General features: G+C 67.7%; 16 protein-coding genes. 9 read left to right on the top strand and 7 right to left on the bottom strand.

What is annotated here, in order from left to right:
• Positions 1–40 precede the first annotated feature (40 nt).
• From U9983_RS13045 to U9983_RS13020, 6 genes are all read left to right on the top strand, one after another.
• Positions 41–1,498: a DUF4331 domain-containing protein gene (locus U9983_RS13045; RefSeq protein WP_322754278.1), complete on the top strand. Its 1,458-nt coding sequence runs from the start codon at positions 41–43 to the stop codon at positions 1,496–1,498.
• Positions 1,499–1,598: 100 nt separating this feature from the next.
• Positions 1,599–2,048 carry a hypothetical protein gene (locus U9983_RS13040; protein WP_322754277.1) on the top strand — a complete coding sequence of 150 codons (450 nt, stop codon included), beginning with the start codon at positions 1,599–1,601 and terminating at the stop codon, positions 2,046–2,048.
• Positions 2,049–2,463: 415 nt separating this feature from the next.
• The gene (locus tag U9983_RS13035) at positions 2,464–5,235 is read left to right on the top strand and encodes an AAA family ATPase (protein WP_322754276.1); all 2,772 of its coding nucleotides are present in this window, start codon (positions 2,464–2,466) and stop codon (positions 5,233–5,235) included.
• Positions 5,236–5,334: 99 nt separating this feature from the next.
• Complete coding sequence (locus U9983_RS13030; protein WP_322754275.1) at positions 5,335–5,535, top strand: hypothetical protein; 201 nt, start codon at positions 5,335–5,337, stop codon at positions 5,533–5,535.
• Positions 5,536–5,631: 96 nt separating this feature from the next.
• Positions 5,632–8,106, top strand: coding sequence for an ATP-binding cassette domain-containing protein (locus U9983_RS13025; protein ID WP_322754274.1), 2,475 nt, complete (start codon positions 5,632–5,634; stop codon positions 8,104–8,106).
• Between the two features lie 121 nt (positions 8,107–8,227).
• Positions 8,228–9,238 carry a Rieske (2Fe-2S) protein gene (locus tag U9983_RS13020; RefSeq protein ID WP_322754273.1) on the top strand — a complete coding sequence of 337 codons (1,011 nt, stop codon included), beginning with the start codon at positions 8,228–8,230 and terminating at the stop codon, positions 9,236–9,238.
• A 46-nt stretch (positions 9,239–9,284) separates the two neighbouring features.
• Here the strand turns inward: U9983_RS13020 and U9983_RS13015 are convergent, their stop codons facing one another.
• The 5 genes from U9983_RS13015 to U9983_RS12995 form a co-directional block, all read right to left on the bottom strand.
• The gene (locus tag U9983_RS13015) at positions 9,285–11,531 is read right to left on the bottom strand and encodes a serine/threonine-protein kinase (RefSeq protein ID WP_322754272.1); all 2,247 of its coding nucleotides are present in this window, start codon (positions 11,529–11,531) and stop codon (positions 9,285–9,287) included.
• A 46-nt stretch (positions 11,532–11,577) separates the two neighbouring features.
• On the bottom strand, positions 11,578–13,677 hold the full coding sequence (locus tag U9983_RS13010; protein ID WP_322754271.1) for an SGNH hydrolase domain-containing protein: 2,100 nt from the start codon (positions 13,675–13,677) through the stop codon (positions 11,578–11,580).
• Between the two features lie 44 nt (positions 13,678–13,721).
• Entirely contained in the window at positions 13,722–14,858 is a 1,137-nt protein-coding gene (locus U9983_RS13005) for a glycoside hydrolase family 113 (protein WP_322754270.1), read from the bottom strand.
• A 23-nt stretch (positions 14,859–14,881) separates the two neighbouring features.
• A complete protein-coding gene (locus U9983_RS13000) occupies positions 14,882–16,141 on the bottom strand; it encodes a glycosyltransferase family 2 protein (RefSeq protein WP_322754269.1) in 1,260 nt (419 codons plus the stop codon).
• 436 nt (positions 16,142–16,577) lie between these two features.
• Positions 16,578–17,756 carry a glycoside hydrolase 5 family protein gene (locus tag U9983_RS12995; protein WP_322754268.1) on the bottom strand — a complete coding sequence of 393 codons (1,179 nt, stop codon included), beginning with the start codon at positions 17,754–17,756 and terminating at the stop codon, positions 16,578–16,580.
• Positions 17,757–17,911: 155 nt separating this feature from the next.
• Between U9983_RS12995 and U9983_RS12990 the strand changes: the two genes are divergently transcribed.
• From U9983_RS12990 to U9983_RS12980, 3 genes are all read left to right on the top strand, one after another.
• Positions 17,912–18,481 (top strand): YidH family protein, encoded by a 570-nt coding sequence (locus U9983_RS12990; protein ID WP_322754267.1) that lies wholly within the window; start codon positions 17,912–17,914, stop codon positions 18,479–18,481.
• A complete protein-coding gene (locus U9983_RS12985) occupies positions 18,478–18,849 on the top strand; it encodes a DUF202 domain-containing protein (protein ID WP_322754266.1) in 372 nt (123 codons plus the stop codon). The genes U9983_RS12990 and U9983_RS12985 overlap by 4 nt, the downstream gene beginning before the upstream one ends.
• Before the next feature lie 155 nt (positions 18,850–19,004).
• Positions 19,005–20,312 carry a cytochrome P450 gene (locus U9983_RS12980; RefSeq protein WP_322754265.1) on the top strand — a complete coding sequence of 436 codons (1,308 nt, stop codon included), beginning with the start codon at positions 19,005–19,007 and terminating at the stop codon, positions 20,310–20,312.
• Between the two features lie 44 nt (positions 20,313–20,356).
• Here U9983_RS12980 and U9983_RS12975 read toward each other — a convergent pair whose 3' ends face one another.
• Together U9983_RS12975 and U9983_RS12970 are read right to left on the bottom strand one after the other, a co-directional pair.
• Positions 20,357–21,109 carry an HdeD family acid-resistance protein gene (locus U9983_RS12975; RefSeq protein WP_322754264.1) on the bottom strand — a complete coding sequence of 251 codons (753 nt, stop codon included), beginning with the start codon at positions 21,107–21,109 and terminating at the stop codon, positions 20,357–20,359.
• Positions 21,110–21,409: 300 nt separating this feature from the next.
• Positions 21,410–22,231: an SAM-dependent methyltransferase gene (locus U9983_RS12970; protein WP_322754263.1), complete on the bottom strand. Its 822-nt coding sequence runs from the start codon at positions 22,229–22,231 to the stop codon at positions 21,410–21,412.
• Between the last annotated feature and the right edge of the window lie 722 nt (positions 22,232–22,953).

Below are 22,953 nucleotides of genomic sequence, written 5' to 3'. Positions count from 1 at the left end.
GCAGTTGGGCCGGTCCCTTCATCATCCCGAGGGGAAAATCATGATTGAACCGGATTCCACCGGGGAGGCACGTCGCCCCCGGGCCGGATCACGGACCCGGCCGGCACGGCGCGGGATCGCCGGCATCGCCGGCATCGCCGCGGTGACACTCGGCGTCGGTAGCGCGCTCGTGGCGCTGAGCCCGGCGGCGTCGATGGCCTCCAGCCACCGCGAGGCGCCGCTGGTCGCCGCCGACCCGGCCATCGACAACACCGACACCTACGCGTTCGTCAGCCCGGACGACAAGAACTCGGTGACGTTGGTCGCCAACTGGATCCCGTTCGAGGACCCCAACGGCGGACCGAACTTCTACCCGTTCGCCAATGACGCCCAGTACGACATCAACATCGACAACGACGGGGACGCCAAGCCGGACATCACCTACCGGTGGACGTTCTCCAGCGCCTACAAGAACCCGAACACCTTCCTGTACAACACCGGTGTCGTCACGTCACTGGACGACCCTGATCTGAACTTCACCCAGACCTACCGGCTGGAGGTGGTCAGCAAGGGCACGTCCACGGTGCTGGCCGACAAGGTGCCGGTGGCACCGTCCAACGTCGGTAAGACGTCCATGCCGAACTACGCCGCCCTGCGCAACCAGGCGGTCAAGCCCCTGTCCGGCGGGCTCACGACGTTCGCCGGCCAGGCCGACGACCCGTTCTTCCTGGACCTGCACGTGTTCGACCTGCTCTACGGCGGCAACCTGTCCGAGATCGGCAAGGACACCCTCGCCGGGTACAACGTCAACTCGATCGCGCTGAAGGTACCGGCCTCGTTGCTGGCCCTCAAGGGCGACGCCGGCCGCAACCCGGTGGTCGGGGTGTGGAGCACCACCCAGCGGCGCAGCACCACCATGGTGTCCCCGACCAACGGCTCCGGCCGGGCGATGGGCTTCGGGCAGTGGTCGCAGGTCTCGCGCCTGGGCTCACCGCTGGTGAACGAGGTCATCATCCCGGTCGGCAAGAAGGACCGGTTCAACGCCTCGACACCGTCACGGGACGCCCAGTTCCTCAACTACGTCACCGACCCCGAGCTGGCCCGTCTCTTCCAGACCTTCTACAAGATCCCGGCACCGAAGACGCCGCGTAACGACCTCGTCGCGGTGTTCCTCACCGGTATCAGCAAGGGGAACCTCGGCGTCGACCTCACCTCACCGACCCTGAACAAGGATGCCGACCCCAAGGACATCGCCCCGTCCGAGGAGCTCCGGCTCAACATGTCCGTTCCACCCACGGCAAGCCCGAACCGCCTGGGCGTGGTCGGCGGTGACGCCGCCGGCTTCCCGAACGGGCGGCGCCTGACCGACGACGTCGTCGACGTCGAGCTCCAGGCCGTCGAAGGTGTCCTGCTGCCGGGCACACCGGACGCCGTCAAGGGGCTGGGGGACGCCGTGAACGCCAACAACATCCCCTTCCTGGGCACGTTCCCGTACCTCGCCCTGCCGAACTCACGCTGACGCTGAAGCCACGCCTGACGCTGCGGCCGTAGCTACAGCTACGGCCGACGCTCGAGCTACGGCCGACGCTCGGAAATGACCCACGGGGAGGAGGACCGCAATGATGCTGCGCACACCACCGTCGATCAGGATGGCCGCGGCAGCCGCCGCAGTGTTGGCCGTGGCCGGGCTCGCGGCCGGCTGCGGGGGCGGCGGCGGGGGCGGCGGCGGGACCACCGCCACCAAGCCGCTCCCGGCAGTCGAGACGTTCCAGGCCGGCGCCTGCCGGGATGCGGCGTCCGGGCTGGTCGACACCCTGCGCATCGCGCGTCGGGGCAATGACAAACCCGACGGCATCAAACTCGTCGCGACCGACCTGGTCGACCCGCAGGAGAAGCTCTACGACCAGATCCCGACCGCGGGCGAGTTCGCCCCGGACATCGAAAAGATCACAACCGCGATCGGCTTCCTCCGGCTGCGGGTCGACACCAGTACCTACGAGCCGAAATTACTGACCGAGGTGACGACAACGACCGAAGCGCTGGTCAACCGCTGTACCTCCAGCCGCTGATCGTCAGTTAGAGCGCCCGGGGACATCGGCCTCCGGGTGTGCGAGAAAAACCATGATCGCACACCCTTTGGCCCTCAGGCCGGGATCGGGGTGGGGCGCGAGCACCGCTCCCCACCCCGATCGCACGACGTTTTCCAAGCCGAGTTTCCCCAGCCGATTCTTTCGATTCACCCGGGGTCCACCGGGCGCGTTCGTCGAATTGCGCCGGAATCACCCGCCAGCCGGGAACACGGTATATATGATGACAAGCGGCCGGTGGGCGACCCGCCCGCCAGCCCCGCCAGCCCCGCCGGACCTGCACCGCGTCGGACCTGCACCGCGTCGGATAGATGACTCCCAGGGTGGCGGCGTGGCGGCGGTGAATATCATCCCCTGGAGTGGACTGCCAATGTCACCCGGCGGATGGGCGTGAAACATGAGTGGGGGCGGGCCCGGTAGCGCTGTCAATGACAATCTCGGCCATCCCGACGGATTTGTCGCGCGACAATCGGAGCTGAGCTTCCTCGGTGCCAGGTTGGCGGACGCGCGGAACGGTGCGCTCACGGTTGTCGCGGTAACCGGCGAGCAGGGTGTCGGCAAGACCACGCTCGTACGCCGGTTCCTCGAGGGGCTCGCCGACGACACGCGAACGCTGGTCGCCAGCGGCGACGAGGCCGAGTCGACGCTGGCCTTCGCAACCATCGCCCAGCTCCTCAGCGGTGTCGACGAACCGCTCGTAGCGCCGAATCTCACCGCGTCGGACGGCAGCGCGCAGGACCCGCTGCGGGTGGGAGCCGCCCTGGTGGCGCTGGCCGGCCAGATGCTCACCGAGTGCGCGACCCTGGTCATCGTCATCGACGACATTCAATGGGCCGACACCGCTTCCCAGCGGGCTCTGGCGTTCGCTTTACGCCGGCTGCGCTCGGACTCCATCCTATGTCTGCTGGTCATGCCGACCACACCCGCGGTGCCGCTCACCGACGGGCTGCTGCGTTTTCTCGCCGAACGGGGAACGCCACTGCGCGTGCGCGGGCTGGACCCGTCTGACCTGCGCGAACTGTCTCGGCTGGTGTCCGGCAGCCCGATGTCGACCCACGCGGCCGAACGTATCTTCCAGTTGACCGACGGCAATCCGCTGCACGCCCGCGCGTTGCTGGAAGAGCTTTCCTCGGACGCGCTGGACAACGACGCCGAACCATTACCGGCGCCACGCTCGTTCACACTGGTCGTGCTCGGCCGGCTGGCGCAGTGCGCGCCCGAAGGTCGCTCGCTCACCATGGCGGCGGCGGTACTCGGTCAGTCCTGCCAGTTGGTGGACGCGGCCAGGCTCGCGGAGATCAGGGCGCCGCTGCCCGCGCTGGAGCAGGCGGTCGCCTCGTCGCTGCTGATCGAGGAGACCACCAGGCTGGAACACCGGATCGCCTTCGCCCATCCGCTCGTGCGGTCGGCAATCTACCATGATCTTGGACCGGTGCACCGGTCGGCCCTGCACCTGCGAGCCGCGCAGCTGGCCCATGACGACAGGGCCCGGCTGCGCCACCGGATAACGGCGACGATCGTTCCCAATCCGGAACTCGCAGCCGAGATCACCGTCGCGGCGGAGCGCCTGGCCGTCGAGGCCCGGTGGGCCGCCGCCGGCGACCTGATGCTGGACGCGGCACGGCTGACCCCGGATCGGCCCACCCGGGAACGGTTGTTCGTCGATGCCGTCGACTTCCTGCTCTACGCGGGCGAACTGGCCCGCGCGGGTCGCCAGACCGACCACGCCGGAGTCATCGAGGATCCGGCGCGGCGCAACTACCTGGCGGGACGCCTCGCGCTCGTACAGGGCGCCTACAAGGAGTCCACCGCCTACCTACGCGCCGCATGGACCGCGGTCGACCCCGCGGCGGACCCTGCCTTCGCGCGCACGATAGCCGAGCAGACGGCGCTGACGCTGTCGTTCCAGGGCCTCAACCGCGAGGCCGCGATCTGGGGGTCCCGCGCCATGGGCATGGCGGGGACACCGGCGGTCCGGCCGTGGCAGCTGATCGACATACAGATCAGCGCGCTGATCGGATCCGGCCAGTTCGACACGGCCCGGGAACTCGCGGCATCCGTGCCGGAGCCCTACGCCAGGCAACGAGACGGGTTGTTCGGGCGGGGGTATGTCCTGCTGGCGTCCGACCGACTGGAAGCGGCGCGGGAGGCGTTCACCGTCACCGCCACCGCCTACCGCCAGCACGGATCGGTGGGTTACGCACTCGGGGCGCTCGCCTTCCTCTCCGATACCGAGTACCGACTCGGAGCATGGGACGACGCGGTCCTGCACGCCGAGCTCGCCGCATCGATCGCCGGCGACGCCGAACAGCACTGGATGCTGCCGCTGTGCCATGCGGTCGCCGCGGCGCCGCTGGCGGGCCGGGGCCTTGCGGCGGCCGGCGAACACCTGAAGATTCTGGACAACCCGGGATGGCCGCCGGACGACGCCACGCAGGGGCTCGCCGCCGCCACGCGCGCCAAACTCGCGCATGCCGCAGGGGACGCCGAAGGCGTTCTGGCCGCACTGAGTTTCTTCACCACCATCACGGAGATGGCCGCGCCCGAGCCGGCCTGGATGGCGTGGCGACCGATGCACGCCGAGGCGCTGGCCGGCCTGGGCCGCCCCGACGATGCCGACAGGAGTCTGCACCCGCTCGAGGAGGCGGCCGCCGCGGAGAAGCACCGTTCGGCGCTGGTGTCCTGCGCCCGGGCACGGGCGGCCATCGAGATCGCACGACGGCGGCCGGCAGCCGCCGAGGATGCCTACCGCGACGGTCTGGCACTGGCGGTGGACCAGCCGATCCCGTTCGAACGGGCGCTCCTCGAGCTGGGGCACGGCGTCTTCCTGCGCCGGTCCGGTCGGTCAGACGAGGCCATGGCCGCCCTCAGCGCGGCTCAGGCACGGTTCGAGGCACTGGGCGCGCGGCCCTACCTGCTCCGTTGCGACCGCGAACTCGCCGCCTGCGGGCAGGCGCCGGCACAGCCCCGGGGCACCGATCCGGTCGGTTCGCTCACCCCGCAGGAGCGGACGGTGACCCAGCTGGTCTGTACAGGCCTGTCCAACCGCGAGATCGCCGCCGAGCTGGTGCGCAGCGTCAAGACCATCGAATACCACCTTGGAAACGTGTACGCGAAGCTCGGCGTCCGGTCCCGCACCCAGCTGGCCGCGTATCTGCGCGCCGGATGACGAAAACCTGGGGAAATCCCCGGGGACACCATTGCGTAATACGGCTACCGTCAACCATGTCGGCTCCGGGTGCAAGGCGGAGGGTGATGGCATTCCGTGATGGACGACACCGAAGGTGGCGAGACTGCCGCGGTAACCGTGCGGCTCGTCATGGAACTGGCCCCGGTCACCACCGACCGTATCGACGGGCGCATCCGTTTCGACGACGAGCGCATCGCGGAGTTCCACGGCTGGATGGATCTGATCCGCGTCCTGGAGGAGGTGATCGCGATACACAGCCCGCCACCGGCCGATGGCTGACACCGCGGCCGGCCCATGCCCCCCGGCGAGCACGGGCGGTGCTCCTTCGGCGGATTCCCGACACGTTTTCAACGCATGGTTCCGAAGGGGTAGGACGTGCCTGTGACGCTGAGACTCGTCAGCGGAAGTCATGAGGCGACCGTGCCGACCGGTCGACCCTTTGTCGTCGGACGCGGCCGGGACGCCGATCTTGTCTTGGCGGATGCCCGGGTTTCGCGTGAGCATCTGGTGATCGAACCGGACGCTCAGGGTTGGACGGTTCGTGACGTGAGCTCCAACGGCACCTGGCTGGGCGGTCAGCGGGTGCGGCGGGTAGCTGTGGAACGTGAGATTCGGCTGCGCCTGGGCACGCCGACCGGCCCCGAGCTCACTGTTCTGCCCGTTCCCGTTCCCGTTCCCGTCCTACCCGTTCCCGCGGACTCCCCCGAGGTCGGCGGTGCGGATCGGGATCCGCACTCGCAGCTGCTGACCCTGCGGCCGGACGCCGCGGGTTATGAGCCCGGTCCGAAACTTCCGCGCTCTGACCACCTCGGCCACCCCGACGATTTTCTTCAGGTGGACAGCCTGGAGGGTGCGCACGAACGCCGCAACGTCCATCGACTGTTTCGTGGAACGTTGTCGATCGGGCGGTCCGGGGGTAACGACATCACGGTGGGTGACCTGCTCGCATCCCGGTGGCACGCCGAGCTCCTGATCGGCGACAGCGGGGTTGAGATCGTCGACCTGGGGTCGGCGAACGGGACATTCGTCAACGGTTCCCGCGTCACCAGGGCAGTTCTCGCCCAACGTGACGTGATTGCCGTGGGGCATCATCTCTTCCAGGTCGAGGGTGACCAGCTGGTCGAGTACCTGGACTCCGGTGATGTCACCTTCGAGGCCGACGGGCTGAGCGTGTTCGTCGGTGATACGCAGATCCTGCATTCGGTGAGTTTCCGGCTGCCGGGTCAGGCGCTGTTGGCCGTCATCGGTCCGAGCGGAGCCGGTAAGTCGACGTTGTTGAACGCACTGACCGGATTCCGACCGGCGGATCAGGGAACGGTCCGCTATGCCGGCCGGGACATGTACAACGAGTACGATGAACTGCGTCGCCGGATCGGTCATGTCCCGCAGGACGACCTGCTGCACACGACACTGACCGTGCGCAAAGCGCTTGATTACGGGGCGGAACTGCGCTTCCCGCCGGATACCACGAGGGCGGAGCGGCGGGCGCGGGCGGACGAGGTCCTGGCCGAACTGGGTCTGACGCATCGGGCGGGCCTACCGGTCCAGAAGCTCTCCGGCGGCCAACGAAAGCGCACCAGCGTGGCGCTTGAACTCCTGACCCGGCCCACGCTGCTGTTCCTGGACGAACCGACGTCCGGTCTTGATCCAGGTCTGGACAAGAACGTGATGGGCTCTCTGCGGGGGCTGGCCGATGACGGGCGAACGGTCGTCGTCGTAACCCACAGCGTCGCGCAGCTTGATGTCTGCGATTATATTCTGGTACTCGCGAAGGGCGGGTATATCGCCTATTTCGGCCCACCCCGGTATGCTCTGTCGTTTCTCGGGGAGAGCGTCTGGGCCGACGTCTTCGAAATGCTGGAGGAAACGCCCGGAGAGGTCCTGGCAGACCGTTTCCGGGATTCGCGCTTCTACGTACCGGCATCGGTCACCGCGCCGCCCGCCCGACCTGTGCCGGCGGAGCTGCCAAGCGTCCGCCAGCAGTCGGTTCTGTTCCAGACAATAACTCTCAGCCGCCGCATGCTGAGTGTCATCGCCTCCGACCGCTCGTATCTCGGGCTCGTCATCGCTTTTCCGTTCCTGCTGGGCATCATGCCCCGGGTGGTGGGACGCAACCTGGACGTGCTTCCCAACCGGCCGAATCAGGACGCGCCGCTGATACTTCTGGTGATGGTGCTGTGCGCCTGTTTCATGGGGATGGCCAATTCGGTCCGGGAGATCGTCAAGGAACGGGCGATCTACCGGCGGGAGCGGGCCATCGGATTATCCAGAACCGCCTATCTCGCGGCGAAGGTCGCCGTTCTCACGATGGTCACCGCGGTGCAGAGTGTCGTGTTCACGACGATCGGTATCCTCGGTCATGAACCACGCCACGCGGTGGTCCTCGGCTCCCCGCTGCTGGAACTCATCGTCGCGGTCACCGTGATCTCACTGTCGTCCGCAATGATCGGCCTGGTGATCTCGGCGCTGGTGGACAACTCGGACAAGGCCATGCCACTGCTTGTGCTCATCACCATGTCACAGGTCATGTTCAGCGGCGGGCTCGTCGCGGTGCACGGCAAACGAGGGCTGGAGGAGATCAGTGCCCTCGCGCCCGCCCGGTGGGGTTTCGCGGCGGTCGCCTCGGCCGCCGATCTCAACAATGTGCAGAAACGAGGAGACCCGCAGTTGAATCCGGACAGCATTGCCGACCCGCAGTGGGCACATACGGCGGCCGTCTACCTCACCGACGTCCTCGCGTGCCTGACTCTCGGCATCCTCGCGGTGATCATTACGGCGCTGTTGCTCCGGCGGATGGATCCGAAGATCGTGCACCGGAGATTCCGCCCGGCCCCCGTCGGCTCGCAATAGAATTCTCCCGGTCGGCCGTCACTCGAACTCGGCCGGCGGCATCCCAGCGTCCAGCCGGCCAAAGACGACGCGATCATTGCTCCTCCGCGTCGCCGGCGGCCCAATAGGTTCAGGAGGACCCGTGACAGCGTTGCGGTGGCAACGACTCAAAGACCATGATCGACAGCTCATCCAATCCCGACCCGTGTCCGGTGAACAGCGGACCGACTACCCGATCGGCTGGTACTTCGCGCGTTTCAGTGAGGATCTCGCCCCGGGGCAGGTGGTACCCGTTGAGTTCATGTCCCGCCGGTACGCGCTTTTCCGCGACCAGGACGGCGCGGTGGTGATGATCGATGGCCAGTACTCCGCGGCGGACCGGGATCCGCCGCGAGCGCGTCAGCCCACGATCCCGGTCCTGGAGCGGGTGGGGAACATCTGGTTCTGGTACGGCCCGGAGCCGGCCCGGGAGTTCCTCGACGTCGCGTCATTCGACTCATCCCGGTACACGAATGTCAAAGGGGAGATCCACATCGGGCGGAGCGATCCGTTGCCGATGTTCGAGCACGTCGCAGACTCGTATCATTTTCCACACAACCACAAGGCGGCCGGGCAGCTCGAATACATCGTCACCGCTAACGAAGGGGACCGTTTCGAGTTCCAGCTGCGACCGGCGCCGGGTACGGACGGGGTCAACGTCCAACGGTTCTTCAAGCCCCATGCCTTCATCGAGATGGCGGGGCCCTGCATCGCCGTCTACCGAGCGCAGAAAAACGCCACCATCAATCGTGACTCGCCGCTGCTGACAGTTCTGCTCGGTGCCACTCCGGTCCGGGAGAACGTCTCCATCCTCTCCTGGCGGATCGCCGTCCGCAAGGTCGGCACGACGCCGTTCCACAGCCCGTTGAACTGGCTGCTCACCCGGGCGATCTGGCGTGTCATAGCCTGGAACGTGCATGTCGACCTGGAAGTCCTGAAATGGATGAGACGGCCGGCCAAGACGCTGTGGGTGAAGCCCGACGGTTCGTCCGTCCGCGAGTACCGGAACTTCTACAACCGCGCCATCATCGCCGGTTGGCGTCCTGATCACCAGCCTGATCCGCAACCTGCGCCGGACCGGCCGGAAGTCGAACTGACCGGAAATCGGGACTGATCCGCGGCGCGCGCCGTCCCGGTGCTGTCCGGGCTCCCGGCCACTCTCAGGGCCCGGCGCCGGTCGCCGCGTTCAAGGCGTAGACCCGGGAGTCCAGGCTACCGATGTAGACCAGGCCGTTCACGACGGCCGGCGACGAGTCGTCCACCGGCGCTCCGGTGGCGTACCGCCACCGGAGTTTCCCGGTGACAGCTTCCACGGCATAGACATAGCGGTCGCGACTACCCACGTAGACCAGGTCGTTCGCCACGGCCGGTGAGGAGCGGATGCCGTTGTCGGTGGAGAACCGCCAGCGGGACCGACCGGTGCTGGCGTCCAGCGCGTAGAGGTTGCCGTCATCGCTTCCCACGTAGACCACCCGCTCGACCAGCAACGGCGTGGAGACCACCCCGTTGTCAGCCGTGAACTGCCAGTTCAGTGTTCCGGTCACGGTGTTCAGGGCGTAGACGTTGTGGTCGTCCCCGCCGATCCACAGTGTTTCGCCCGACACCGCGGGCGAGGAGTCCACGGTGCTGGCCGTGGTGAAGTGCCAGCGTGGGTGTCCGGTGGCGATGTCCAGCGCGTAGATGTTCGTGTCCCGGCACCCGATGTAAACCCCGCCGCCATACACGGTCGGGGAGGAGTTGAACCAGTCGCCACCGGTGAAACGCCAGCGTTCTCTGCCGGTTGTCGCGTCCACCGCATAGAGGTTGTGGTCCCGGCAGCCGATGTAGACCACACCGTCGGCCACGGCCGGGGACGAGTGCATCACGCCACCGGTGCGGAACGTCCAGACGGGCTGACCGGTCGCGGCGTTCACCGCATACAGCTGGGAGTCGTTGCACCCGACGTACACCAAGCCGTCGGCGACCGCCGGGGATGACGTCACCGAACCACCGGTCTGATAGCGCCAGCGCGGCTGCCCGGTCACGGCATCGATGGCGTACAGGTGGGCGTCGTTGCTGCCGATGTAGACGGCTCCGTCGACGACCGCCGGGGAGGAGAACACCTGATCCCGGCAGGCGAATGCCCACGGCCGGGGGCCAGCGCTGTCCGTGCTCCCGCCGACCAGACGCACCGCCCCCCAGACCCCCGCGCCGACCACACCCACCGCACCCACCGCCGCCGCCGCGGCCCCGGTCGCCCGCAGCATGGTTCGCCGGGACACCCGCGCGGATTCGCGTCGATCGGCCGCACCGCCCCCGCTGTCGCCGTCGCGGGCCGGGGGCAGGATCTCCGCCGCTGGGAGCGGCGGGGTCGCCGCGATCAGGGGAGCCAGCTGCGGAGACGGGGTGGAGGTCACCGCCTGCGACTCGCGGGCTGACCGGGACCGGACCTCCGCCGGTCCGGACGGCGCATCAGATGGGCGGGGGCTGTGCCGCCGCTCATAGGCCTCCACCAACTCGTACCCGACCCGCGGCAACCACTGCTCGGCGCCGACACCGCCCGGTGCCCGCAGCCAGGTTCCAGCGATCTCCTCCAGTAGCTGATTCGTAGTGGGCCGCGCCGCCGGATCCCGTTGCGTGCACCGGCGAATCAGCTCGGTGAGCGCCGCGGGCACCCCGCTGAGATCCGGCGGGTCGGTGAGCAGCTGGGCCAGCACGTTCACCGGCGTGTCGCCCAGGTAGGGCAGGCGGCCCGTCGCCGCGTACAGCAAGGTGGCGCCAAGGGAGTACACGTCGGTGGCCGGGGTCACCGACGAGGTGTCCAGCGCCTGTTCCGGGGACATGTACTGGGGCGTTCCGATCACGGCCTGGGTGAGCTGCGTGCTGGTGTCCACCGTCCTGACCAGACCGAAGTCGATGACCTTGGGATTGTCCTTGGTCACCAGCACGTTCGACGGTTTCAGGTCACGGTGGATCAGCCCCACCCGGTGGATGGATTCCAGCGCCTCGGCGATCCCGGCCGCGAGCCAGAACACCGCACGGACCGGCAGCGGACCGACCCGGCGCACCAGCAGATGCAGGGATGGCGCGGCCACGTAGGCGGTGGCCAACCACGGCATCGCCGCAGCCGCGTCGGCATCCACCACGGCGGCCGTGAACACGCCGCTGACCTGCCGGGCCGCCGCCGCCTCCCGTGCGAACCGCGCCCGGAAACCCGGCGCACCCACCATGTCGGTCCGTACCGTCTTGACGGCGACGAGCAGGCCCGATCGGGACTGGCCCAGGTACACCCGACCCATCCCGCCGGAGCCCAGCCGACCCATGATCCGGTATGGGCCGATCATCCGCGGGTCCTCGGGCAGCAGCGGCTCATACGGGTTCCCGGAGGACTCCTGCCGGCTCCCGGAAGAATTGTTCGGTCCACTCACGCCGGCATCCATTCGTCTCCAACCACAACAACCACCGCGACAGCCGTCATCGTCTCCCAACCGGACGAGTGTCGACCGTGGCGGTTCCACCAGCCGAGCTGCCAGCCGCCGGACTGGCACCGGCCCCGTTGTCCGCGGTTGGCGGTCCCGGCGCCAGTGCCCTGTCGACCGCCGCGACCAGCCACGGGGCGAGGCTGTCCATCCCCGCGGGGGTGAGGTGGACGGCGTCGAAATACAACGGCCTGCCGGCGGACGTACGCGTCCAGCACTGTCCGGCCTGGCACAGCGCCGCGTCGACATCCAACAACAACACCTGGGGATACCGGGCGACCGCTTCGATGATCAACGCATTGAAACAGCGGCTCGACGCTGGATCGGCCTCGCCCGTGACGCTACGGGCATCGGCCAGCAGCACCGGCCGCCCGGGTGCCAGCGCCGTCCACAGCTGGGCAGCACGGTCGAGCTCCTTACGGTAGAGCTGGCGATAGTCCGCGTCGCACGGCGAAATCACCGAGCCGTGGTACAGACGCGCGGCCGCGTCCGCGCTGAGATCCACCACCAGGGCCTGCGGGCGACTTTGGGTGATACGCGTGCGCCACTGCTCGGCCCAGTTCGTGCATGCCGCCGAACGGGTAGGCGCCGACGGCGGCAGCTGCGCGTCGGCGGTAACACGGGCCGGCGGTACCGCGGGCGGCGCCACCGAATACAGCCCGCAGCCCGGCAGCGTCCCGTCCACCACCGAATACCGGCCGGCGCCGTGGCGGCCGAGCGTCACGGCGAGATCGCCGGCAAACGACCCCCCGAGCGCCAGCAGCACCGGCGCCCTCCCGTTGCGCAGCCGTCCCTCAGCCGCGGCGGGCAGCCAGGTACTGCTGGTCGAAACCGTCGCATAGGCCAGCAGCAGCACCGGGAGCGCCCATCGCACCCGCCAGCGGCGCACCCGTAACCGCCCGACCAGCCCATCCTGCAGAAGAAGTCCGACAAACCAGGCGAAACCACCGCCGACGAGGAGCAGTGCATCCGGGCGCGCCGTCGCGAAGGCCTGCCGCAGCAGCCAGAACACCGGAAGATGCAGCAGCAGGAGTGGATAGGCCATCCGGCCCAGCTCCACCGGTCCGCCGCGGGCGAGCAGCCACTCGATCGGGCCGTGGCGAAACGACACGACCTGACGATCGACGGTCGCCACCAGGAGCGCGCCGCTGCCGGCGGCGGCGCTCGGCCCGGCACCGCGTAGCCAGTCGGCAGGATGCGCTGTGGCGATCAGCGCACTGGCAACCAGAACGGCTATTCCGATCATCCCGCCGGCCGTGGCCCACCAGACTCCGCGGGCCGGTCGAACCCGCTGCAGCGTAGCCGGGCCGTCCGACAGCGGGGCGTCCGACAGCGGGGCGTCCGACAGCGGGGCGTCCGACAGCGGGGCGTCCGCCACTGCCCTGGCCCGCGCCGCCACGACCAACCCGGCCGCGGCGGCGCCCAGCAACCATTCAGCTGCCCGGACATGGCTGCCCAGTGCCAGCTCGGCGAGGTCGGCACCCGCCGCCGCCCGCAGCGGACCGACCAGACAGGCCACCCCGGCAAGCAGCAGGCACGGCAACGCGGTCAGCCACGCCGTGCGCCTCGCACCGTCGCTTCGGGTGAAGCGCCCACCGGCCCACCGAGCAAACCACCATATACAGCCCAGAAATATAGGCCATAGTAGAACAAACTGCTCGATAAGACCCAGTAGCCATAGGATCCCCAACGGGTCAATCTGGCCGGGGCGGTCCGCGTACCAGTCACCGTTCGCGGCGATGATTCGATCCCGCAACACGAAGAGGTCAAACCAGTTCCCGAGCTGCGCAAGGCCGGCGACAGCCGCCATCGCGAGCCGTCGGGCCTCCTGCGGCGGGCTGAACAGCGCGGCCAGGCCCAGCGTGACGGCCAGGGTGAACAGCGCGAGCGGAACCCGATGCTTGAAGTGGTCGCGGTACCAGACACCCAGCTGCATCCGGCCGTCCGGCCGGGACGACGCGGCGTCCAGCAGCGCCCGGGTCGTCAGGTAACCGCCGACTGCCAGCAGCAGGTCCGCGCCCAGCAGCTCTACCCGGAATCCGCCGGTGCTCGCCAGCATCACGGCGAGCACCGCCAGGCCGGACACGCCGGTCACGGCCCGGGACGGGGACGGGGACGGGGACGGGGACGGGGACGGACTCAGCTCCCCTCCCCCCAGGCCGAGAAGCAGTCCCGGATCGCCTGTTCGGCCGGGCGGCCGACAAATGACTCGTGCCGGTCCCGCAGCGGGTCCGCAGTGGCCGGGTTGACGTGAAAATCCACCCGCCACCAGTAGAGACCGGCCAGGGCACGTTCGCGGGCCAGCTGGCAGGCGGCGACAAACCAGCGTTTCTGGAGCTCGGGAATCACGGGCATACCGTCGGTCTGCGGAGTAGCCGGGTGCCGGTAGATGCCGGGCTGTGCGGCTGCCCCCACCTCGTACAGCATCACCTGTGGCATGACGCCAGGCGCCTTCTGGTTCAACCACCTGTTCCAGGCGGTGGCCAACTCCGCCACCGAGGCGTCGTCACCCAGCGGAAGCTCCGGATAGGCGTCCACGCCGACGCGATCCACCGGCATCCGAACCCGGGTGCGAACGAACACGTCCCAGTTGAACGCGTACGCGATCTCACCGGTGAACACCGTCCGGGTATACGCGGCCAGGTTCCCCCAGCGTGGGTCGCCCTCCAGCGAATTGAGTTCGGTACCGAGGACGACCGTATTGACGTGGTGTTGTTCAGCCAACGCCAGATAGGGAGCGAGGAAGCCACGGTACGAGGCGAACCAGGCATCCCTGCTGGTCGGGTTGACGGTACCGCGCCAATCCCGTGGGTTGGCCGCGACCAGGGACTTCTCGTCGAGGGTCGGGCGCAGGGTGATCCGCAGTCCCTCCCGCGCCGCCTCGTCCAGGAGAATACCGAGCCGTTCCGGTGCGGGCGTACCCCGGGCAGCGTGAACCGTACTGGACCTGACAGCGTCGGTGAAGAACGGAAAGGAAATACTTATCGCGTTGGCATCCAGGTCCACGATGTAGTCGACGATCCGCGCTGCCTTGAGAGCCACTGCCTGAGCGGACTCGTCGGGGTTGTCATCCCAGTAGACCTGTACGCCGAGTTCGGGCCGGCCCGGCCGCCAGGGAAAGGCAATCCGAGGGCCCGGGACGACGGCTGGGCCGTCCGCATTCCCGGCCGCGGCAGCCAGTGTGGCCGGCCGGAACGAGGGAGTGCGGTCGGCGGACGCGGACGCACAAGCGGTCGCCACGGTGAGCCCGACCAGTACGACAAGCAGCGCCGCCACAGCGCGCACCCTGCTCGCGACAATCACATCGGCTTCGCGATCACGGTGAAGGTCGATTCGCCATTACGCAGAAAACGCACCAGCCCCCGGAGCACGGCCACCGCCTCCAGCAGAGAGAAAACCGGCATGAGAAGCACTAGGCAGACAGGCTCCCACCACAGCCGCCGTCGGATCTGCGCCGAGGCCAGCGCGTTAATCTTCATTCCCTCCCAGTACAACCAGACGCTGTAAGCCATGTTGAGCGCCCATATCGGCAGAACCACGGCACTGGCCGGCGAGGTGTCGGTATCACCCAGAAGGGTGCCGATCAATATGATCAAACCGAGATGCTGCATCGGCCCGGACGCCCATATGATGACATTGTGTAGGAGGAGTAACCGGCGGCGCAACGGGATGGAGCGTTTGGCCGAAAGCATGAACAGGCCCCACGCCCACCGTTCCCGTTGGCGAACGAAGTCGGCCACGCTTGCCGGTGACGCACCGTAGGAGCGGCCCGGGAACCAGTCACTGCGCCGCGGGTAGCGGTCACAGAAACGCAGCGCGAATTCGGCGTCCTCGACGATGGACTGGGAGCCGAAGTCCCAGCCGATCTCGGCCTCGATGGAGGCTCGCACCAGCAGGAGTTCCCCGTGGAGCCCGGCGCGCGGCATGCCACGACCGGTGGTGGCCGCGAACATGCTGATGTCACAACCGGGGCGGACGGCGTCGGCCAACCAGAGCAACGGGTTCACCGCATGTTCCCGGGGATAGCTGAGCACGCCCTGGGCGAGATGCCGGGCATTCTCGCCAGCCAGCCACTGCGCGTTGATGAACCGGGCCACGGCCTCGGTGGTGTCGGGACCGACACCGGTGTCGTCGTCCATGTGTAGCACCCACACGTCATCACGGGCCTCGCCCTCAGCGCAGCGGACCTCGTTGACGTAGTGGTTCGCGCGGGCTTTGAATCGGGTGCCGTTGGGCGTGCGGTAACCGCGCGGTACCGTGATGATCCGGATTCGTGCAGTCACCGCAGCTAGTCTGGCGATCTGTTCGCGGGCCTCGCACCCCTCCTCGATCACCACGTCCACCCGCAGGTTCGGGAAGTATGCGGGTAGATAGCGACAGAACGAGGCGACCGCCCGTTCCAGGGCGGGATAGGTGTCGTGCCGCCCGATGGTGGGGACGACCACCACCAGCAGGTCGTAAACCATAGCCGCGGTAGGCGGCAGCCTTCGGTCCCGACGGAGACGGGCTGTCGTGAGCAGACCGCCGGACAGGCCCAGGAGCGTACCGCTGATGGGCACAGTCCAGACCACGGTGGCAATCCAACCGAGGAAACCGAAACCGGAGTCGCGGGCCCAGGCCCACCATCCGAAGGCAGAAAAGATCAAAAAGACGATCAGGAACACGGCGTAGCCAGGCCGCCATGCCCCCTCTTGCCGCTCCCGAGGCAACGTAAGCGGAGTCGTTTCGGGTTCAGACCAGCTCGGCTCGGGTTCAGACCAGCTCGGCTCGGATGGAAGCGGAGTCGTCCCCGGCTCGTCGGGATAGGTCAATAGCGGGGATACCCGGTACATGACCAACTGATGTGACGTTGTCACCCGACTCCCCCGAACGTGAGACCAATCACGGCCTTCGGAGAATACGCCCCTAAGACCGGACACGTCGCATTGGCCGTCCCACCAGCCATGGGCGGCTCCCCCACCGGCCGCCGTCACATCCTGTTGCCACGGGCGGCTCTCACAACAGCTCATGACCACTGATGGCCAGCGGACACATCCGCCCGGCATGGTCCGCGAGAAGGGCTGCCGTAGTCGACGGGTAGACCACACGAAGACCGTCATAGTCGGCATATTGGGATCCATCGTCATTGCGACCGGTAAGGATCCAGAAGTTGTCCCCGTCGCCGTCGAACCGCTCGACCGCGTCCGTCCACGCCCGGTAGATCGTATTACGGGTCGCTTCGTCGGCTCGCCAGCCGAACTCCTCAAGCACCGCCGGCTTCTTGGCCCTGCGGGCGTCGCGGATATGGTCACGGATCCACTGAATGCCCCAGTCCGGGGTCATATCACCCCAGCGTTGCGGATGCAGGTGAAACGTACCGTAGTCCACGGCGGGCAATGCGATGAGCCGACGCCAGGCCACCCCTTCATGATCGGAATATGGATGGGACGGCTCGTCGGCCCGACCGTAGAAGCCCTCATCGCCCACGGCGACCAGCTGGCGTGGCGCCAGTCCCTTCACATAGCGGCTCATCTCCTCGACCCAGGCGACCAGCGTGTCACCAGATGCGTCGGACGGGCAGCGAGGCTCGTTCGCCAGCTCCCACGCCATGATTGTCGGGTCGGCGTCGTACCGCAGCCCGGTGTACCGGTTCCGCCGGCCGATCACATGCCCCACCCAGGCCTGATAGCAGTTCCTGATGTCACGGTGCCGGAAGAAGTCGTCGTGCTCGGCCGAGAACCAGGTGGCGTACTGCGGTATCCCGCCGAAATCACTCCAGTTGTTCGTCAGCACGATCACGAGGCGGAGCCCGAGCTGGCCGGCCCTGAACACGGCGTGGTCCAGGTGCGCGAAACCGTCCTCGTCATAGGTGAAGGGCGCCGGCTGGAGCACGACCCCGTCGGCCGCGGAACCGTCGAGGAAACCCCAGCAGCGCACCACCCGCAACCCCATCGACCGGGCGTCCGTGAGCACGCGGTCGGTCATGTGGCGACCCTTGTAGTGGAGGTAGTAGTTGTTCGTGCCACCGAAGCGGAACCGGCGGCCGTCGACGGTGAAGCAGCTACGGCTCGCGGTGCCGCTACAACTTGCGGTGCCGCCACGGCTCACGGTGACGAACGCGCGGGGGCCGTACCCACCGGCTGTCGGTCCGGCCGAGGCCGCTCCAGCCTGCGGATCCGTTCGATCATGGTCCATGGCGACCTCCTGCTGTCGGGCCGGGGCCACGGCCGATAAGGATGCGGACGACCTCGGGAAACAGCAGACTTCCATAAACGAACAGCGGCGCCGAATCCGCTGATACCGGCGTCAACCGGGTGGCGCCGGCCACGGACGCTTGGGATGGACGGGCATTGGCAGGCGGCATCGACGATCTCTCCGACGGCAGCGGGACGGGGATGACAGCCATGGTGAACGATCGTCGCGGTGGCGGCCCACCGGTCTCCGGCGGGCCTGGCGCGCAGGCACCGACGTGCGAGACCGGACGTTCGTCCGCGGATGTGCGCCCGCCAGGACGCCAGCCGTGGCGGTTGGGCCTGCGCCGGCAGTGGCCGAGCGCCACCGACGTCCGCCAGGTCGGGTCGGAGCCGGACTACCGTTTCACACTGGCCAACGAACGGACATTTCTCGCCTGGATCCGAACCGCGCTGGCGCTGTTGGCAGGCGGTGTCGCGGTCGTGCAGGTCGTGCCGGACTTCGGTTTCCCAGGCAGCCGTCACGTCCTCGGCGTCACGTTCGTCATCATGAGCATCGTCATCTCCACGACCAGCTACCGGCGCTGGGCGGACGTGGAACGCGCCCTGCGGCTCGGGCGGCCGCTGCCCCCGTCGCACGTACCCCGCCTGCTGGGTGTCGTGATCACATTGGTGAGCCTGATCGCCCTGGCATCCATCCTGTACAGCTCCGGAGGTGCAGGTCGATGACCCGGCCCGCCGTCGGGCACCCCGAGGAGATACCCGACCCGGGGCTGCAGAGCGAACGCACCTACCTCGCCTGGCAGCGCACCGGCCTGTCCTTCGCCGCCGTCGGCGTGTTTCTCGTGCACGCAACACGCCACCTGGGTCACCTGGGCCCGTTGGGCCGCCTGGGCGCCGGGCTTCCCGGGATCCTCGGGCTGGCCACCGGTGCAGTGATCATGTTACGTGGACTCCTCCGCTACCGGCAGGCCGTCGCCGGTGCAGGTACGGGTGGGCCCGGCGTATCGGCGCCGACCGCGGTCGGCGCAGTCGCGGCCGCCGCGAGCCTGGTCGCCGTCGGCGGGCTCCTCGTCCTGCTGGCGGGCGCCTTTTAGCGCCCGCGCGACCCGGCGTCGATCACGTCGCCGCGCTTTCGCACGCCGCTCACACAGCTCAATCGTTCAATTCGCACGACCGTACGGTCCGATGGAGGGACGATTTCGGTGAAAGGACGGTGCCGATGATGCGCGGTACACCAATGGGGACCAGAATGCGCTGGGCGGTCCGGCACGGCGCGGCGCGAGCCGTGATACGCACGGCCCAGCGTCGGGGTGATCAGCACACGCTCCTGCTCACCGATCCGACGCTTCGTGCCGACCCGTTCCCGCTGTACGACGAGATGCGCTCGCAGGGCGCTTTCACATCCGGACGGTTGGCAATGATGACTGTCAGCCACCAGGCCGCGGCTGCCGTCCTGCGCGGTGAGCAGTTCCGGGTCGGGTTCGACGGCTCGGCGCTTCCTCGGCTCCTGCGCATGGTGTGGGCCGCATCCCGCGATGAAAGGGTCAACGGCCCGCTCAACCCGCCGTCGTTGCTCGCAGTCGACCCGCCCGACCACACTCGCTATCGCAAGCTCGTGTCGAAGGTGTTCACGCCCCGAGCGATCGAGAACCTGCGTGGACGTATCGAGGAGACCGCCGACGAACTCCTCGACGACATGGCGGGCGCGGCCGGCGTCGACCTCGTCGGCCGCTACGCCAGCCTGTTGCCGGTCACGGTGATAGCCGAAATCCTCGGCATTCCGGCCGATATGCGCGCACAGTTGCTGGCCTGGGGCACCGCGGCGGCACCGAGTCTCGACATCGGCCTGTCCTACCCGGAGTACCGGCATGCGGAGAATGCGCTCCGGGATATCAACACCTGGCTGCACGGACATTTCGAACGCCTGCGCCGCAACCCGGGCGACAATCTGCTCAGCAAGCTGGTCCTCGCCGTCGACGAAGGCCAGCGACTGAACGAGACGGAATTGACCTCGACCGCACAACTACTGCTCGCAGCAGGCTTCGAGACAACCGCCAACCTTCTCGGAAACGGCGCCGTCCTGTTGCTGAGTCACCCCGAGCAACAGACGCTCCTGCGCGATGACCCGGGCCTGTGGCCCAACGCCGTCGAGGAGATCCTGCGGTACGAATCACCAGTACAAATCGCCGCCCGATTCGCGCACGAGGACACCGAGATCTGCGGTGTTCCGATACAGGCCAACCAACTGGTCGCCGTCTTTCTCGGCGGCGTCAACCGGGACCCGGCCATTTTCACCGATCCCCACTCTTTCGACATCCGGCGAGCCAACGCCCGAGAACATCTGGCCTTCTCCAACGGCATCCACTACTGCCTCGGTGCCGCGCTCGCCCGCCTCGAAGGTGAGATCGGCCTTCGTAAGCTGTTCGAGCGCTATCCGGAGCTGGCGTTCGCCGACGAGCCCCGCCGACGGCAGACCCGGGTCCTACGCGGGTACGCGGCGATACCGGTTACCCCGGAGAGCAGAACTCACCCGCCCGTCGCCGCCATCGAAAACTGACCGTGCGCACACGTCAGTCACGGAAGTGGATGGCACACCGGCTCTCAGGCGAAGCGCCCCTGGCCGCGGGCTTCTCCCGCGGTCGCTTCGGTACGCGTTTGTGCCTCGGTACGCGCATGTGCCTCGGTACGCGCATGTGTACGGGTGGCTTCGCTAACTGCGGGGGCGCCGAATCCGGTGGACGGGAACATGTCCAGCGCCGCAAGTTCGCGCCGGACACCCCGCATCCGGGTAGCCATTGCAATCTTCGTCAGCCCGGTGGCCAGTGCCGCAAGACTCACCCAGAGAACCAGCAGGGTGAGGGAGCGGTTCGGATAGGCGGCGGCCCAGAAGGCAACCCCGATCTCGAACGCGCCGACGATCAGCGGCATCCACCACTGTGCGGTTCCGCGAAGTTCTGTCGTGCGAAGCTCGGCGCGGCGCGCGACGAAGGCGTTCACAACATCATAAATACCCTTGCCCAACAGGTACCAGGCTACGATCCGGGCCACCACCGTGAAGGTCGGATCCGGCCAGGCCAACGCGACCACGCCACCGGCGACAAAGAGCACCGCGAGCAGGGCGTGTGACCAGCGCCAGTCCCGTGTTGTCGCAGTCGTGGCGAGCAACTCACTCACTGCACTGACAAGCAGGACGACACCCAGTAGTACCGCGATGGACCGTTCGGTCGTCAGATCGAACTGGATCATCGCCAGGGCGAACAAGGCCCAGGCGATCCCCACAGCGAGGACGAGCCACCACGGAACGCCTCCAGCGCGTTCGCCGTCCCGGTGCGCCGGTGCTGTTGCGGCACTCACGGCTGCTCTCCCATCTCGAGGCCTGACCGAAAACCGTTTTCAGAGCCTGTTTGGGATCTTGGCTTCCTCACGGTCCAAACGCCGTGATGCCCATGTTCGGGCCTCTCATTCCTGTCGCGGCAAAGAATCATTACGGCCGTGCCGGAAACGGATGATCCGGATTGATGGGCAGACAGTGGGTAAAATGCCCATAGACCAGCGGCCAATAACTATTCCGCACTCATGACGACCAGCCTGGACCAATGCACGGGCATGCACTGGTCCAGGACCAATGCCGCTGGCGGGGCCAGTCGGTGGGGGCTAGGCCTTCCGACCGACGCCGCAGTATCCGTCGACCGGGGCCGGCAGGCTACCGTCCGGAGTGGGTTCGGGCCGCCAGTGGGTGTGCGACACGACTCCGGGTTCGATCAGTTCAAGCCCGTCGAAACGGCGGGCGATCTGCTCGGGGGTGCGCAGGATGTACGGGACGGCGCCGGTCTCGTTGTAGTCGTCCTGGGCCTCGTCGAACCCGGTGTCGCCGGCCGGGCGGGTGCCGTCGTAGGTCGCCAGATAGCTGCCTGATGGCAGGGCGTCCAGCAGTCGCTTCACGATGGACAGCACCTCGTCGTCGTCGACGATGTGGCCGAGGATCCCCATCAACATCAGCGCAACCGGCTGGTCGAAGTTCAGCGTACGCGCCGCACCGGCCAGGATGGTGTCCGGATCCCGCAGGTCGGCGTCGAGGTAGTCCGTGACTCCGTCAGGAGTGCTGACCAGCAGCGCGCGGGCGTGGACCAGTACCAGGGGGTCGTTGTCAACATAGACGATCCGGGAGTCCGGAGCGACCCGCTGGGCGACCTCATGGGTGTTGTCGGCCGTGGGTAGACCCGTGCCGATGTCGAGGAACTGCCGGATACCCGCCTCACCGGCCAGGTAGGCGACCGCACGGGAAAGAAAACCCCGGGACGCACGGGCCAGTTCGCCGATACCCGGGAAGACCTTGACGTATTCATCGCCGGCGGCCCGGTCCACCGGATAACAGTCCTTGCCGCCCAGCCAATAATTCCAGATCCGGGCGGAATGCGGAACGGAGGTGTCGATCCTCGACCACAGGTCTTGCTCGGACGACTCATCGCCTGCCATGGGGGCGGTCTCCTGGTATGCGTAATGTCTGCTGTCGTTCCATACCGTACCGCCACAACCAGGACCCGCCCACCCCGCCCGGCCAGTTCCGGCGAAACAGAGCCCGACGATAGGAACGCGCCGGACGACACGCCCGGGAACCGTCCGCGAATTAGGAGATCATCTGATACTGGATCTCTCCACGATCTATCCTGCACGGATCGTGCACCGGCTGACGGAGCCCGACGCGAGCTGCCTGGCGGGTTCCGGCTCGCGGATCTGGTAGTCCGGCCCCAGACTTGTACCCGTCCCTATTCGTCCGAGCCTCCGGCGACGATCGGCATCGCTCACGGCCACGGCAGGACTGGTCCCACCATGAATCCAACGCCGCCACCCCAGTGGCCGGGCGCGGCGGGCAGCCTTCCTTTTCCCTCCTGCCCACCATCGCCGACCTGCCGACTACCGCCAACCGCTTGCTGTGTCTCATCGACCGAGGCAACGGGTTCGACGACGACGTCGCTCTGCTCCTCGCTCGCGCCAACCCGTGCTCGCATGGGTCGTGATCGGCCCGGAGGTTCCGTCTCTGCAACCTGATTCGGCACCGTACCATCACCCTTTGCACCAGAACCATCACGGATGGGGTACTCGATTGCGTACCGGCGGTGGATGATGCGATCCAGGATGCGGCCACCCGCCTGTCGGTCGGGAGCGCCGGGCTTGTCCATCCTTCCTGGGCACTTCCC

This window comes from Protofrankia sp. Cas3 (genome assembly GCF_963555955.1).
In the GTDB taxonomy this organism is placed as follows: Bacteria; Actinomycetota; Actinomycetes; order Frankiales; family Frankiaceae; genus Protofrankia.
This window is presented reverse-complemented; position numbering and strand designations above follow the sequence as displayed.